The 14,878-nt window shown below is 59.7% G+C and carries 11 protein-coding genes and 1 tRNA gene; 10 read left to right on the forward strand and 2 right to left on the reverse strand.

What is annotated here, in order from left to right:
* Nucleotides 1–191 precede the first annotated feature (191 nt).
* The gene (rpsT, locus tag DYST_RS22520; protein WP_102303540.1) at nucleotides 192–455 is read right to left on the reverse strand and encodes a 30S ribosomal protein S20; all 264 of its coding nucleotides are present in this window, start codon (nucleotides 453–455) and stop codon (nucleotides 192–194) included.
* A 277-nt stretch (nucleotides 456–732) separates the two neighbouring features.
* Between rpsT and murJ the strand changes: the two genes are divergently transcribed.
* The 6 genes from murJ (at nucleotide 733) to DYST_RS22550 (ending at nucleotide 8,190) form a co-directional block, all read left to right on the forward strand.
* Nucleotides 733–2,325: a murein biosynthesis integral membrane protein MurJ gene (gene murJ / locus DYST_RS22525; RefSeq protein WP_239952181.1), complete on the forward strand. Its 1,593-nt coding sequence runs from the start codon at nucleotides 733–735 to the stop codon at nucleotides 2,323–2,325.
* Between the two features lie 63 nt (nucleotides 2,326–2,388).
* The gene (locus DYST_RS22530) at nucleotides 2,389–3,342 is read left to right on the forward strand and encodes a bifunctional riboflavin kinase/FAD synthetase (protein ID WP_239948586.1); all 954 of its coding nucleotides are present in this window, start codon (nucleotides 2,389–2,391) and stop codon (nucleotides 3,340–3,342) included.
* A gap of 115 nt (nucleotides 3,343–3,457) precedes the next feature.
* The gene (gene ileS / locus DYST_RS22535) at nucleotides 3,458–6,340 is read left to right on the forward strand and encodes an isoleucine--tRNA ligase (protein ID WP_239948588.1); all 2,883 of its coding nucleotides are present in this window, start codon (nucleotides 3,458–3,460) and stop codon (nucleotides 6,338–6,340) included.
* A 193-nt stretch (nucleotides 6,341–6,533) separates the two neighbouring features.
* A complete protein-coding gene (gene lspA, locus DYST_RS22540; protein WP_239948590.1) occupies nucleotides 6,534–7,025 on the forward strand; it encodes a signal peptidase II in 492 nt (163 codons plus the stop codon).
* A 77-nt stretch (nucleotides 7,026–7,102) separates the two neighbouring features.
* The gene (ispH, locus tag DYST_RS22545) at nucleotides 7,103–8,062 is read left to right on the forward strand and encodes a 4-hydroxy-3-methylbut-2-enyl diphosphate reductase (protein ID WP_102303545.1); all 960 of its coding nucleotides are present in this window, start codon (nucleotides 7,103–7,105) and stop codon (nucleotides 8,060–8,062) included.
* Nucleotides 8,063–8,114: 52 nt separating this feature from the next.
* Nucleotides 8,115–8,190: transfer RNA gene (locus tag DYST_RS22550), tRNA-Thr, on the forward strand.
* Between the two features lie 413 nt (nucleotides 8,191–8,603).
* Here the strand turns inward: DYST_RS22550 and DYST_RS22555 are convergent.
* Nucleotides 8,604–8,873 carry a hypothetical protein gene (locus DYST_RS22555; protein ID WP_239948598.1) on the reverse strand — a complete coding sequence of 90 codons (270 nt, stop codon included), beginning with the start codon at nucleotides 8,871–8,873 and terminating at the stop codon, nucleotides 8,604–8,606.
* A gap of 383 nt (nucleotides 8,874–9,256) precedes the next feature.
* On the opposite strand from DYST_RS22555, the gene DYST_RS22560 reads away from it, so the two are divergent.
* The 4 genes from DYST_RS22560 (at nucleotide 9,257) to qatD (ending at nucleotide 13,879) form a co-directional block, all read left to right on the forward strand.
* A complete protein-coding gene (locus DYST_RS22560) occupies nucleotides 9,257–11,029 on the forward strand; it encodes a KAP family P-loop NTPase fold protein (RefSeq protein ID WP_239948599.1) in 1,773 nt (590 codons plus the stop codon).
* A gap of 239 nt (nucleotides 11,030–11,268) precedes the next feature.
* A complete protein-coding gene (locus tag DYST_RS22565) occupies nucleotides 11,269–11,784 on the forward strand; it encodes a hypothetical protein (protein ID WP_239948601.1) in 516 nt (171 codons plus the stop codon).
* 125 nt (nucleotides 11,785–11,909) lie between these two features.
* A complete protein-coding gene (qatC, locus tag DYST_RS24220) occupies nucleotides 11,910–13,142 on the forward strand; it encodes a Qat anti-phage system QueC-like protein QatC (RefSeq protein ID WP_343214878.1) in 1,233 nt (410 codons plus the stop codon).
* A 17-nt stretch (nucleotides 13,143–13,159) separates the two neighbouring features.
* Complete coding sequence (qatD, locus tag DYST_RS22575) at nucleotides 13,160–13,879, forward strand: Qat anti-phage system TatD family nuclease QatD (RefSeq protein WP_239952182.1); 720 nt, start codon at nucleotides 13,160–13,162, stop codon at nucleotides 13,877–13,879.
* Nucleotides 13,880–14,878: the final 999 nt, after the last annotated feature.

Below are 14,878 nucleotides of genomic sequence, written 5' to 3' on the forward strand. Positions count from 1 at the left end.
CAGTAGCTGTGCGTGCGGTTATCGCCTCGTGCCTTCTCGCGACCCGGCCTCCGGCAGGAGGACGGAAGCCCGCTGCAGGCGAGCCAGATTGCCGCAACGCCACGGCAAGACGCCCACTTTTATCCCACCCACAAAAAAGCCGGCTTTCGCCGGCTCTCTCGCCAACCCGAGATTCAGTACGCGGAGCTGGCTTACGCCAGCTCGCGGATCTTCGCGTTGAGGCGGCTCTTATGGCGAGCAGCCTTGTTCTTGTGGATCAGACCACGGGCAGCGTAGCGGTCCATGACCGGCTGTGCAGAGGCAAAGGCCTCAACGGCGGCTGCCTTGTCCTTGGCCTCAATGGCCTTGACGACCTTCTTGAGGGCGGTGCGGACCATGGAACGTGCGCTGACGTTGCGCAGGCGGCGCTGCTCGGACTGGCGCGCGCGCTTCTTCGCGGACTTGATGTTGGCCAAGGTAGAACTCCGAAATGAAATGCTGGGTTGGAAAAAGACTGGCAATTATGCGGGTAATGGGCCGCAGCGTCAACAGCTTAGCGTTGTCAAGGCGTCCTGAAGGGCGCCGAGCCGCCGAATGGGCGGTCACAGGTGAACCGAAGGCCCTGATTATGCCACGTATAAGCTGTCATCTTGCCACTCGGGGCTGTCACACTACGCGCCTTTCGGCGCAGGGCAGAGGGGCCAGGCGCGTCTCATCAGAAAAGGCACGTAAAGAGGCATGAAGTCTCCCAGCATGTTTCGTGGGCTGCTGTCCTTCAGCAGCATGACCATGATTTCGCGCGTACTCGGTCTGGTCCGGGACATGTCGATCAACGCCACGTTCGGCGCCAATGCGGCGACCGACGCCTTCTGGGTGGCGTTCCGCATTCCTAACTTCATGCGCAGGCTGTTCGCGGAGGGTTCGTTCTCCACGGCCTTCGTGCCGGTCTTTACCGAAGTGAAGGAAAAACGTCCTCACGAGGACCTCAAGCAGCTGATGGCCCGTGTGTCGGGCACCTTGGGTGGCGTACTGCTGGTCATCACTGCGCTGGGTGTCATTTTTGCACCGCAGGTGGCGGCGCTGTTCTCGCAGGGCGCGGCTGATACGCCGGAGAAGTTCGCGCTCACCGCGCAGCTGCTGCGACTGACTTTTCCATTCCTGTTGTTCGTATCGCTGACCGCGCTGAGCGGCGGTGCGCTCAACAGCTTCCACAAGTTCGCGCTTCCGGCGCTCACGCCGGTGATTCTCAACCTGTGCATGATTGGCGGCGCGTTGTGGCTGTCGAAATTCGTGCACCCGCCGATCATGGCGATGGGCTGGGCGATCCTGGTGGCCGGCCTGTTGCAGTTGCTGTTTCAACTGCCATCGCTGCGTGGGCTGGATCTGCTCACGCTGCCGCGCTGGGGCTGGAGCCATCCGGATGTGCGCCGCATCCTGACGCTGATGGTGCCGACGCTGTTTGGCTCCTCCATCGCGCAGATCAACCTGCTGCTGGACACGGTGATCGCGGCCTATCTGATGACGGGCTCGCAGAGCTGGCTGTCGCAGGCTGATCGCTTTCTTGAATTGCCGCTGGGTCTGTTCGGCGTCGCATTGGGCACGGTGATCCTGCCGTCGCTATCGCGCCATCACGTAACCACCGACAAGGAAGGTTTCTCCAAGGCGTTGGACTGGGGCTTGCGCATCACGCTGCTGATCGCCGTGCCGGCCATGTTTGCGCTGATGCTGCTGGCACGGCCGCTGGTAGCCACCTTGTTCCAGCATGGCCAATTCACGCCGTTCGACACGCATATGGCGACGCTGTCGATCACCGCGTTGAGCTTCGGCCTGCCGGCGTTCGCGCTCGTGAAGGTGGCGCTACCCGCGTTCTACTCGCGCCAGGACACCAAGACCCCGGTGCGCGCTGGCGTGGCGTCGTTGGTGGCAAACATGGTGATGAACGTCATTTTCGTGGCTCTGCTTTACACGCTTTGGGCGACGCCGGAACAACGCCAGCTGCCCTGGATGGATGGCATTGCCGCTGTGCCCGGCTTGCACATGGCGTTGGGCATGGCGAGCGCTATCGCCAGCTACATCAACCTTGGTTTGCTGTGGCATTGGTTGCGCCGGGCAGGGGTGTACCAGCGCCAGCCGGGCTGGGCGCGCCATACGCTGCGACTGGTGTTGTCGTGCGCCGTGATGGTGGCGGTGCTGCTGGCTGGCATGCACGTGTGGCCGGACTGGACCGGAGCAGACAAGTGGACGCGCGTGTGGCGTCTGGCTGTGCTGGTAGTGGCGGGCGGTGGTGCCTATGTCGTCACGCTGTTCGCGGCCGGTTTCCGTTTGCGCGAACTGCGCGGCGTATAAGAGCCTGCTTTGAGGGGCCGGCTTCGCGCCGAAACACTGGGCGCGAGCCGCTATACTCGGTAGATGATGAGACTTTCCAGGGATGTCGCCGGTTCCACTCTGGCGCCCGGCGGCAGCGTGGTAGCCGTCGGCGCGTTCGATGGCCTGCATCGTGGTCACCAGGCACTGCTTGCGCAGGTGCATGAGCGTGCCGCCGAGCTTGGCCTTACCCCCATCGTAGTGAGCTTCGAGCCGCTACCTCGTGCCTTCTTTTCGCCGGAACCGGTACCCCGGCTTTCCAGCGTCCGCGAGAAACTGCGCGGGTTCGATGCGGCGGGTATGGAGCAGGTGCTCTTGCTCCGCTTCAATCGCGCCCTTACATCGATGTCGGCGGACGATTTCGTGCGTCGCGTGCTGGTAGATCGCCTCAATGCGCGGGAGGTTTGGGTCGGTGCAGATTTCCGCTTCGGCCACAAGCGCAGCGGCGACGTGGCGATGCTGGAGCGGGTAGGTCCGGAATGGTGCTTCACCGCGCGCACCATGCCGTCGGTATTGCTGGATGGCGCGCGGGTCTCGGCCACGCGGGTCCGCATGCTGCTGGCGGCGGGTGAATTCTCCGGCGCGGCGCCCTTGCTGGGTCGCCCGTTCGTGATCGACGGCAAGGTGGAATACGGCAAGCAGTTGGGTCGCCAACTCGGCTATCCCACCGCCAATATCCATCTGCGCGACCGCGCCAGCCCGGTCCACGGCATCTTTGCCGTGCGCGTGGGTCTGGGCGAGAGCGAATGCAGCTGGCCGGGCGTGGCGAGCCTGGGTGTGCGGCCCACGGTGAACGAGGTGCCGGAGCCGCTGCTGGAGGTCCATCTGTTCGATTTCGACGGCGACCTGTACGGCCAACGCATGGCGGTAGAGTTCGTGGCGAAGCTGCGCGACGAGCAGAAATTCGACAACCTGGACGACTTGACCGTCCAGATGGCCAAAGACGCCCGCCAGGCTCGTGAACTGCTGGGCATGAATCCGCGTCTCAGCGAGGCGTAACCGGCTCAAATCCGGTAACGTTGGCGCTTTCGCCTTAATGGTTGAAGCGCCGGCCCCATGGGCTACGGCGCCCACCGGGCGACACCCGTACAACTGATCAGAGCGTCCCCAGGCAATGACCCAGGATTACAAGAACACCATCAATCTGCCGCAGACGGAATTTCCGATGCGCGGCGACCTGCCCAAGCGCGAGCCCAAGTGGCTGGCCGACTGGCAGCAGGTGAACCGCTACGCGCAGATCCAGGAGCGCGCAGCCAATCGTGACAATGTGTTCGTGTTGCACGATGGCCCGCCGTACGCCAACGGCGTGATCCATCTGGGTCATGCCGTAAACAAGGTGCTCAAGGACGTGGTGGTGAAGTCGCGCCTGCTGGCCGGTTTCCGCGCGCCCTATGTGCCGGGCTGGGACTGCCACGGTCTGCCGATCGAAGTCGCCGTGGAAAAGAAGTTTGGCCGCGTGGGTGACAAGCTCGACGCCGCCGCCTTCCGCCAAAAGTGCCGCGAGTACGCGCAGCAGCAGATCGACCTACAACGTACCGACTTCAAGCGCCTGGGCGTGCTTGGCGATTGGGAAAACCCCTATCGCACGATGGACTTCAAATACGAAGCCGACATGGTGCGTGCGCTGGCGAAGATCGTCGGTAACGGCCACGTGGTGCGGGGCGCCAAACCCGTGTATTGGTGCTTCGATTGTGGTTCGGCGTTGGCCGAGGCCGAGATCGAGTACGCCGATAAGGTGTCCCCGGCGGTCGACGTTGCCTACGACGCGGTTGATGCCAAAGCACTCGCGCAGAAGTTTGGCGTCGATGCGGGAGACGCGATCGTCGCCATCCCCATCTGGACCACCACCCCGTGGACGTTGCCGGAAAGCCAGGCGGTATCGCTCGGTGGTGAACTCGAGTACGCGTTGATCGAAGGCCCGGCACGCGACGGTCATCGTGTGCTGTTGGTTGTCGCCAGTGCGCTCGTCGAAAAGGTTGCGCAGCGTTACGGCATCGAAGGCGAGGCCAAGGTGCTCGGCCACGTCGCCGGCCAGGCGCTGGAAGGTGTGCTGCTCAAGCATCCGTTCTATGCGCGCGAAGTGCCTGTGTTGATCGGCGACCACGTGTCTGCCGAAGACGGTACCGGCGCCGTGCACACCTCGCCCGACCACGGCGTGGAAGACTTCATCGTCTCGCGCAAGTACGGCATCGAAACGCTCAACTACACCGAGGCACGCGGCACCTACCGTGCCGATACGCCGGCCGCGCTCGATGGCACTGTTATCGCGGGCAAGCATCTTTGGAAAGCCAACGACGAGATCGTCGAGTTGCTGCGTCGTCGCGGCGTGCTGCTGGCCTTCGCCAAGATCGAACACAGCTATCCGCACTGCTGGCGTCACAAGACCCCGGTGATCTTCCGCACCACGCCGCAGTGGTTCATCAGCATGGAGAAGGAAGGCCTGAGCCGGACTGCCCTCGATGCGATCAAGCAGGTGCGTTGGGTGCCCTCGTGGGGCGAGGAACGCATCGCCGGCATGGTGGGCGATCGTCCTGACTGGTGCATCTCGCGCCAGCGCACCTGGGGTGTGCCGATCGCGCTGTTCATCCACAAGGGTACGCAGGAGCCGCATCCGGATTCCGTCGCGCTGCTGGAGCAAGTAGCCAAACGCGTGGAGCAAGGCGGTATCGATGCGTGGTACGCGCTGGATGCCGCCGAACTGCTGGGTGATCAGGCGAAGGACTATGAAAAGGTCCTCGACGTGCTCGACGTGTGGTTCGATTCCGGTGTCAGCCACTTCGCTGTGGTGGGCCAGCGTCCCGAACTGCAGCAGGGCAAGGCGTCGAGCTACAAAGTGATGTACCTGGAAGGCTCGGACCAGCATCGCGGTTGGTTCCAGTCGTCGCTGCTAACCTCGTCGGCCATGTTCGCGAAGGCGCCGTACAACGACGTGCTCACCCACGGCTTCACCGTGGATGCGCAGGGTCGCAAGATGTCCAAGTCGCTGGGCAACGGTATCGAGCCGCAGGACATCATGAAGAACCTGGGCGCGGACATCCTGCGCCTGTGGATCTGCTCCACCGACTACCGCAACGAAATGTCGTTGTCGGACGAGATCCTCAAGCGCGTTTCCGACACGTACCGCCGTATCCGCAATACTGCGCGCTTCCTGCTCGGCAACCTGGATGGCTTCGACCCTGCCAAGCACCTGGTGCCGGTGGAACAGAGCCTCTTGCTCGACCAGTGGGCCGTGCAGCAGGCGTACGACACGCAGCAGGCCGTGATGGCCGCTTATGACCGCTACGATTTCCCGGAAATCGTCCAGCGCGTGCAGAACTTCTGCACCAACGAGCTGGGTGCGCTGTACTTGGATATCACCAAGGACCGCCTCTACACGATGCCGACCGAGAGCCACGGTCGCCGCAGCGCGCAGAGCGCGATGTATCGCATCGCCGAGGCGCTGGTGCGCTGGTTGGCACCGGTGCTCACCTTTACCGCGGAAGAGATCTGGCAGAACATGCCTGCTACGAGCGGGCCGGGCGAGCGTAGCGAAAGCGTGCTGTTCGAAACCTGGTACGAAGGTCTCGCATCGACACAGGGTTCGCCGGAACAGCGCCGCTACTGGGCCGACCTGCTGGCCATCCGCGACACCGCATCGCGCGTGCTCGAAGGCATGCGCAAGGGCGAGCAGATCGGTGCCTCGCTGGAAGCGAAGCTGGCGATCCATGCCGACCCGGCCATTGTTACGCGCTATCAGCCGGTGGCTTCCGAGCTGCGCTTCTTCTTCATCACATCCGATGTGCGTCTGGACTTGGCCGGTGGTCAGTCGGCGGACGCTGTGCTGACGGAGCTGGAAGGTGCGGACGTGTGGGTCTCGGCCACGGTCAGTGACGCCGCCAAGTGCGTGCGCTGCTGGCATCGCCGCGACGACGTCGGTACGCATGCGAACCACCCGGAGCTGTGCGATCGCTGCATCAGCAATGTGGATGGTCCGGGTGAGGATCGTCGCTGGTTCTAAGGCTCTTCTTCCTCTCCCCTCCGGGGAGAGGACCCGAGGTGAGCCCCCAAAAGGGGGTAAAGGTCGGGTGCTCGCGGCAGAGCTTCTAAAGAGCAGACGTCGCTTCGCTTCAATCCCACTGCAAGATTGGCCCCTCACCCCAACCCTCTCCCCGGAGGGGAGAGGAAGTTCAGCTCGTTACACCGAAGTACTTATGAAACCCAAACCCAACGCCCTGTCCTGGCTCCTGCTCTCCACCGTCGTCATCGTGCTCGACCAGCTGAGCAAGTGGTGGGCGCTCGCTGCGCTGCAGCCTGCGGGTACGCCACATCCAGTGATCCCGGGTTTCCTCAACTGGACATTGGCCTTCAACAAGGGCGCTGCCTTCAGCTTCCTTGCCGCCGGTGATGGGTGGCAGCGCTGGTTCTTCGTGGCGCTCGCGGTGGTGATCAGTGGTGTGCTGGTGACGTGGCTGTCGCGCACGCCGCGCGGCGACTGGAAGACCGCGTTGCCCGTGAGCCTCATCGTGGGCGGTGCACTGGGCAACCTGATCGACCGCCTGCATGCCTCGCAGGTCACCGACTTCATCCATGTCTATTTCCGCGAGTGGAACTACCCGGTGTTCAATCTCGCCGACTGTGGGATCACCGTAGGTGCAGTAGCGCTGGTGGTTTTCGGCCTGTTTCAGGGCAAATCCAAGGTCTGAACACACCCTCACGTACGGCCCCACCGGCCGTGCGATAATCCGGCCCTGTCAGTCGAACCGATAGATCCGGAGCATCCGTGGACATTCTGCTCGCCAATCCCCGTGGCTTCTGCGCGGGCGTAGATCGCGCGATCGCCATCGTCGAGCGTGCGCTCGAATCCTACGGCGCACCCATCTACGTGCGGCACGAAGTGGTGCACAACCGCTACGTGGTCGACAAGCTGCGCAACGACGGCGCCGTATTTGTGGAAGAGCTGCACGAGGTGCCTGATGGCGCTACGGTGATCTTCAGCGCCCATGGCGTCTCTAAGGCTGTGCGTGAAGAAGCCGAGCAGCGTGGTCTGAAAGTATTCGACGCCACCTGTCCGCTGGTGACCAAGGTGCATATGGAAGTGGCGCGCCTGGGTCGCACTGGCCGTAGCGTGGTACTGATCGGCCATGCCGGCCATCCCGAAGTGGAAGGCACCATGGGGCAGTGGAACCCCGCCAACCAGGGTGAGATCCTGCTGGTCGAATCGGTGGAAGACGTCGCCGCGCTGGCACCCAAGTTCCCGCACCAGCTGTCCTACGTCACGCAGACCACGCTGTCGGTGGATGACACCAAGGCGATTATCGAAGCGCTGCGGACCACGTTCACCGACATCGAAAGTCCGCGCAAAGACGACATTTGCTACGCCACGCAGAACCGCCAAGACGCCGTGCGCCGCCTCGCGAGTGCCGTCGACTTGATGCTGGTGGTCGGCTCAGTCAATAGCTCCAACTCCAACCGTTTGCGTGAGCTGGCGGAGAAGGAGGGTGTACGCGCCTTCCTCATCGACGGTGCCGAACACATCGAGCGCAGCTGGCTGGACGGCGTTACTCGCATTGGCCTCACCGCCGGTGCCTCCGCGCCGGAGAAGCTGGTGCGCGACGTCATTGCGCGCCTGCAATCGTGGGGCGCAGGCGCCGTACGCGAACTCGACGGGGAGCCGGAGACGATTACCTTCGCGCTACCCAAAGAGTTGCGACTCGCAGGTGGTGTCTCGGCCAGTATCTGACCGGCAACGTCTTGCGCGGTTTCGATCCGCTACGTAGAATTGGCAGTTCAATGCCGGAATAGCTCAGTTGGTAGAGCGGCGCATTCGTAATGCGTAGGTCGTAGGTTCGATTCCTATTTCCGGCACCAATTTTTCCAATTAAAACAGCGCATTACACGTTGCAGTGTGATGCGCTGTTTTGCTTTGGATTGCAGGATTTCGCAGCTTGGGTGTGGCAAATTTGTGGCGCGCCCGCAGGTTGTGCCAAGGATGCGTGGCTTATCTGCAACACATTGCCGATTTCGACAGTGCCCGAGCTCGAGGATCAGCCACTTCCCTAAGCCACAGCACATAGCGCGCCGGCTATAAGGGTCGACCTTGGCTAGAACAGAGGGCGCCGCAAAACTGTGAGTCGGGGGAGCCGATGCAGTACGTTTTTTAACGAGATAGGTCTAGGTCTGCTGGCTGTAATCTGTTTCATCGTATGGTGGAACGAGGACTACACCGACAAGGACGACGGTTAACCTGATATACCGCCTTCATTGCTCGCGAGCCAGCTGCCTCATAGTGAGTCTTTGAGCGCCTTCAGGTCTTTGGTCAACTTGATGGGTTTGTACTGCGCTTTCCCGCTGCGCACCCGAACATTCATGTATTTGCCCAACCCATCCTGCAGCCGGCCGCCGCCCGGTTCATACCACCCGCCGCCGATCGGGCGCAGCATTCCCGTTGCGATTAGATCGTCGAAATCGGGGTAGCTCTTCAGATATTGCCGAAATTCTTCCCTTATTTCGTCCATCGTCTTTGGGGTGTCATCGTGACGAGTCGATGCCATGCCTGCCTTCCTCGCGAGGTTCGTCAGTGCGGTATTGCACACCCTAGCAGAGTGGCCAGCGTGGGCGGGGCGAACAATCTAAAGCAGCTCTGTGGTGAATGATCACCGCGTCCACACCCATCAATAGCGCCCCGCCAATCCATCGGGCGCAATCGCGGTGACACATTTGGGCACGCGTGATGGACAGGTACCGGGTGGCGAAGATGGGGCCCTTATAAGTGGATTCTGAGTGGCTCAATCATCCTAGAGGACTGGATGCCCCTTGGTTGCCGCGTCCATCGCATGACGCGACGCAACACTGCCACAGTCACAACTGATGTGTGATAGAAATCGCAGTTATGGCAAGACGCCAGACTGTGTGTGGACGACAGGGGGAAGGGAGCATGTGGTCGGACATCGAGACCCGGAGTGACTACCTCAATTATTTAGAGGTTGCAGAGGTCGTCTCAGAGATTCTTTTGGATCCTGCAATGCGGCCGGTTTCGGTCGGCATTTTTGGCACATGGGGAACAGGTAAATCTAGCCTGCTAAACCTTATCGAGGCTGACCTCAAACATCGTGCGAATGACGGTGTCATCGTGATTCGCTTTGATGCCTGGCTCTATCAAGGATTTGACGACGCACGAGCGGCGTTGATGGATGTCATCGCGCGAACGCTCTACGACAAAGCCAAGGAAGACGCAGGCTTGTTGGGGCTTGCTAGGCGTTTACTTGCACGCGTGAACACAGTTCGCACACTTGGGCTTGCGATCGAAGTGGTTGCGGCCGCCCATGGGATTCCCGTTTTTGGTGCTGCAGCCCGTGCGGTTGACGCAGTTGGCAATTACGTTGCGGGCCAACCAGGTGCTGACGATGCCAAGGCTGTGGCTGAAGGTGGAAAGGAAGTCCGCAAGCTCGTAGAGCCTGAAAAGAAGAAGAGTCCTCCTGAAGAAATTGATGCGTTTCGAGCTGAATTTGGCGAGTTGCTTACAAAACTCGGAAAAACCCTGATTGTCTTTGTCGACAACCTAGATCGCTGTCTACCAACGCAAACTATCCAGACACTCGAAGCGCTTCGCCTGTTCCTATTTATGGAGAGCTCGGCGTTCGTTGTTGCCGCAGACGAAGATATGGTTCGGCACTCCGTCTCTCAGTATTTTCGGGATGCTGACACGCGGCACGTCAAAGACTACCTCGACAAGCTCATTCAAGTTCCGGTGCGCGTGCCGCGGTTAGGCATTGCGGAGATTCGGGCCTATCTCTTCATGCTTTTCACCAATGCAAGCATTGGCGATACGAATGCTGTGGAACGGTTGCGTGAGCGGCTTGAGACCAATTTGCGACTGAGTTGGAAGGAGGCGCCACTATCGATTGAGGATGCATTGGCGGTCCTTGGAGAGGAAGGCAAGGAGCTAAGGAATAGTTTCGATGTTGCTGACCGGATGGCTGCCCTATTGGCCAATGCTCCACTTGTTGAGGGCAATCCGCGCATCGTAAAACGCATGCTCAATGTGGTGCGCCTACGATCTCGCATAGCTTCTCGTAGAGAGATGCCGGTTGACGAGCAGATGGTTGCCAAATTTGCGTTGTTCGAACGCTGCGTGGAACCAACCGCTATCACCAAAATGTATTCGCTAATTAATGAAGCGCCGAGTGGGAAGCCGGATCTCATTGCCACGCTTGAAGCCCTGCGCGACGATCCGCCCAAATTTATCGAGGTATGCCCAGACGAATGGAAGAAAAACGCCACCTTCCTTCTTGACTGGTTTGGTCTAAGCCCATCACTAGGTGGGCTCGATTTACGTCCATTGGTATATCTCAGCCGAGAGACCACTCCCCTCCGAACCCAGTCGGCAGAACTTTCCCAGGCGGCAGCACGGGCGGCGCTTCGCTTGAGGAGTATTAGGACGCTGGCGTCGCCTGCTGCCAAAGAAGCTATCCAATCCATTCCTGCGGGCGAGCATGTTGGGGTGATGCGAGACCTCATCGCTGTTCTGCGCACCCATGCGGATTGGAAGGGTAAGCCGGAAGCGTTCAACGGAGCGCAGCTTCTGGCTGACGTCAATCCGGCCGCAGCGGAAGAGCTCGCGGCATTCGTGCATGGACTTCCTGGTCAAAGTCCGCCGTGGTTGCGGGCCGCGATTGGTGACAAGGATTGGTACAAGGAGGAGAAGTAATGGGGACCTCGACGTCAAGCAAAGGACCGAATAGTAATAGCCCGTTGGTGCCTCCCTGGGCCGATGTGGATGGTGCCGGCCCTGGTCCGGAACCAGAGCCTAATCGATTCCGAGGTTTTCGCACGTCACTGGGTCGATTTGTTTCGAGCGGTGACCCGACCTACCTGCGCAAGGCCCTGCGTGGATATGCGCGCAGCGCAACTGGTGGCTCGGCAGTGGGGCCTCGGCGCTTCGGGGCAATGGCGCAAGCCGGTGGCGGCCTTTACAACGCACTGAATCAACTTCGCAACGACCCGGCTAATGCTCCGGTCAACTTGCGTGCGTTGGCTGGGCGCTCCACACGGGACGCTATCAACGCGATCGTCGATGCTTTAGTGCCGGAGAATGGCGACTCGGATCGAATCCGAGCAGCGCTGAATGAGGCGCTTGCCACCTGCCTAGACGGTGAGGTTGCCTTCGACTTCAACAGTATTACTGATGAAGTGCTGATGGACGTGATGGTCGCTTATGCAACTCAGTGTGTCTTTGAGCAGGTTGTTCTTGACTCAGACCGAGCATTCGCTAAGGCCGAAACGCCAAAGCAAGCCGAGGATGCAGAAAGAGATCTTTTCGAACTGGTTAGGGCTGTTACTGAAAAGCACATGAGGCCATTGCTTGAAGGTCAGCTCCAAGTGATGACCACTGCCCAAATGCAGGCGGCCCAGCTGGCCGCAATCAAGGAAGTATGGCGCGAATGGGAGGACTACCAGCCGTGACCGAGGTGATTGTTCATCCTGATCTAACGAAGCTGCCAGCACCTCACGCTGGATGTGTCCCTGTCCACCTTTACGGACCGCTTGCGCAGCCACGCATGGCTGCAATCGGGGGTCCTGTGCTTGACATGGTTTCGCGAATTGCCACTCCGGTGGACCCAGGAGCGTTTGATTTTCTGTCTCTGTCGCTAGCGGTCACTGCTGCAGATACGTTTACCAATCGTCGCGAAGCCGCTGATGGGTGGGCGCGGGATATACGACTGGTCGTTGCTCTAGCTGACCCAGCGCGGTGGGCGCCAGCCGCGCCGCTCCTCGAGAAGGCACTGCGATTCTTGAGTGGAGATCAATGGGCGCTAGAGTTTACGGATGGGGGTGAAACGCCGCCTGTGCCTCGTACACGAGTAACCAATAAGCTCGTTCTCGATGGTTGTGAAAGCGCGTGCCTATACTCTGGTGGGCTCGATAGCGCCATCGGCATGTTAAACCTTCGAGCGCAGGATCATAGGACAGTACTTGTCAGTCATGCCTACTCGCACGACGCTAGCCGGCAAGAGGAGATTTTGCAGCATGTACGTGATCGCGCCCCCCGTTTAGCTTTACATGCCCATCCTCTGAATCATTTAGATCATGCGAATGACGTTCAAATGCGAACCCGTAGCTTCAACTTCTTTGCGATGGGGGCGTTGGCGGCAGCTACGATTGCAAAGCGAAACGGGCATCGCCAACGAGTGCAGCTATTCATTCCCGAAAATGGGTTAATCGCAATCAATCCGCCGCTTACCAATCGTCGCATTGGTGCGCTTAGTACGCGGACAACCCATCCACACTACCTAAGTCTCATTCAGGCCGTGCTCGATACGGTGGGGTTGCCTGTTCAACTGCACAATCCTTTCGCACACAAGACAAAGGGCGAGATGATTCGAGACTGCCTTGACCAGGATCTATTGAGAGGCATTGCAGGGCGCACTGTCTCTTGCGGCAAGTGGAAGAGGACTGGGCAGCAATGCGGTAAGTGTGTTCCATGTTTGATTCGACGAGCATCGTTCCATGCCGCTGGCTGGGAGGACCAAACACACTACAAGCCCCCGGGCGATAACCTGCGTCAAGTGCTTGCGCACGATGTTGATTCGGATGACCTCATGGCAATGATCCTTGCATCTCGTCGCCTTCCAGATGAAGACATTGCGACATGGGTGGCTAAAACGGGGCCGCTGCCGAACGATCATGCACAACAAGCGTCCCTTGTCAGCGTTGTGCACAGAGGAATGTCGGAGGTAAGGGCCTTTCTGGAAAGTGAACAACTTCTTCAAGGACCGGCAGAGGCAAGAGCCATCGTGGAAAACGAACAAGCTTTCCAATGAGCGGGCCCACAGTAGACATGCACTGCCACCTGGATCTCTATCCAGATCCCCGCGACCAGGTCGCGAATATCGCGCGACAGAAGTCCTACGTGTTGTCCGTAACAACAACTCCGCGGGCTTGGCGCGGCACTACCGAACTGGCTGCAGGCCATCCACGCATCAAAACCGCACTGGGTTTACATCCCCAGCTGGCAAAAGACAGAAAGTCAGAACTCAGCCTCTTTGATAAGTTGCTTCCTGAAGCACGATATGTCGGTGAAGTCGGACTTGATGGCGGTCCGGAGTGTCGTACCTTTTGGCACGATCAGGCTGAGGTGTTTGACCACATTCTTGCCTCATGCGTGAAAGCAGGAGGACGAATACTCACATTACATAGCCGCGCGGCGGCAAAGGATGTACTTGATGCTTTGGAGAAGCATCCAGGTTATGGGGTGGCTGTCTTGCATTGGTTTTCGGGCACGCAGCGTGAACTGGCTCGGGCTTCAGAAATGGGATGTTGGTTCTCGGTAGGAAGCGCCATGCTTCGTAGCCAGAAAGGCCGGACATTGGCCGCCCGCATGCCATCTCATCGCGTGCTGACAGAGACGGATGGTCCCTTCGGAATGGTGGCCGGCAAGCCTCTGCAGCCAGGCGAATGTGCCGACGCGATTAAGGTCCTGGCTGATTTATGGGATACGGATGAAGCAGCAGCACGAGACAAGGTCGCCTCATCATTTCGAGAACTAGTATCTCTATAGGTGCCCACAGGCCGCCTTTCCATCAAGCGCGAGCGGGTAGCATCAGGATCGGCCGTCATGAATAGAGATCCTGTGGATCTATGTGAAGTCTCTGATGAAGTGCACACGCGCGCGGAAACGCATTGAGAAAAAAAGGCGGCCACAACTGCCCGGCAAGAGTCATGATTGGTCGGCCGCCAATTGCATGACATTGCACAAGACTGCTGATACGCTGCACTCAATGCGCTGAAGGTTTCATTGCTTTGAGCTTCTGAAATCGTGCTGAGCTCGCCACTCGCCGATCGATTCAGAGCAACAGCCTGTTCAGTGGCCAGTTGTCGAAAAGCGGAAGTAGACGATTGGTAAGAAAGGATGCCGCGAGGCAATCGCCTGAAGAGTAAGTCGAGCTGTCCGCCGGTCAGGATGAGGCCGGAGAAATGGAACAGATCGCCAGGAGAGCAGGGAAACTTGGGGCAGAACCCCGTCATCAATGCACCCACCCGAGGATTGGCTAATCCAATGGGTTATTGGCTTGAACGCCAGGGCGTTGTGACTGCCGCGCACTCATCCGCCTGTGCCAGGTTCAATTGGCACGGACGGAGAGGTTACGCCCATGCAAGCTCTTCTCACTGTTGAGCAGCTTTCTAAGTACATCCATAAGTCCGTAGCGAGCATTCGTTGCGACGCCACGCGCAAGCCTCATTCTCTCCCGCCCATCTGCCGCCTACCAGGGACGAAGCGGTTGCTCTGGCGAGTAGAAGATGTGGAGTGCTGGTTGGCCATTCATGTGTCTGCTGTGGGCCAATCAGATCCCCTGAATGACGCGGTCGATAGACGGCAACGAAGGGGGCGGCCGACCAAAGTCGAGCAGGTTGCGAAGCGGCGCACAAGAGTTGCCGCTGTTCGGCACGAACTTTCGTCGCGCCCCGGCGAGGGCTCTAAATGAGCATCAATGCCTCGCCCTATCGGGAAAAGGAATCTATCGCTCTACACGCACCGAAGTTTCGTGAAAGACGAGTA

The sequence above is a fragment of the Dyella terrae genome, assembly GCF_022394535.1.
Taxonomy (GTDB): Bacteria; Pseudomonadota; Gammaproteobacteria; order Xanthomonadales; family Rhodanobacteraceae; genus Dyella.

What these genes read in the sequence shown, in the direction of transcription:
- murJ (WP_239952181.1), top strand. Translation starts at nt 733, where the DNA reads ATGTTTCGTGGGCTGCTGTCCTTCAGCAGCATGACCATGATTTCGCGC.
- DYST_RS22530 (WP_239948586.1), top strand. Translation starts at nt 2,389, where the DNA reads ATGATGAGACTTTCCAGGGATGTCGCCGGTTCCACTCTGGCGCCCGGC.
- ileS (WP_239948588.1), top strand. Translation starts at nt 3,458, where the DNA reads ATGACCCAGGATTACAAGAACACCATCAATCTGCCGCAGACGGAATTT.
- lspA (WP_239948590.1), top strand. Translation starts at nt 6,534, where the DNA reads ATGAAACCCAAACCCAACGCCCTGTCCTGGCTCCTGCTCTCCACCGTC.
- DYST_RS22555 (WP_239948598.1), bottom strand. Translation starts at nt 8,873, where the DNA reads ATGGCATCGACTCGTCACGATGACACCCCAAAGACGATGGACGAAATA.
- DYST_RS22560 (WP_239948599.1), top strand. Translation starts at nt 9,257, where the DNA reads ATGTGGTCGGACATCGAGACCCGGAGTGACTACCTCAATTATTTAGAG.
- DYST_RS22565 (WP_239948601.1), top strand. Translation starts at nt 11,269, where the DNA reads ATGGCGCAAGCCGGTGGCGGCCTTTACAACGCACTGAATCAACTTCGC.
- qatC (WP_343214878.1), top strand. Translation starts at nt 11,910, where the DNA reads ATGGTTTCGCGAATTGCCACTCCGGTGGACCCAGGAGCGTTTGATTTT.
- qatD (WP_239952182.1), top strand. Translation starts at nt 13,160, where the DNA reads ATGCACTGCCACCTGGATCTCTATCCAGATCCCCGCGACCAGGTCGCG.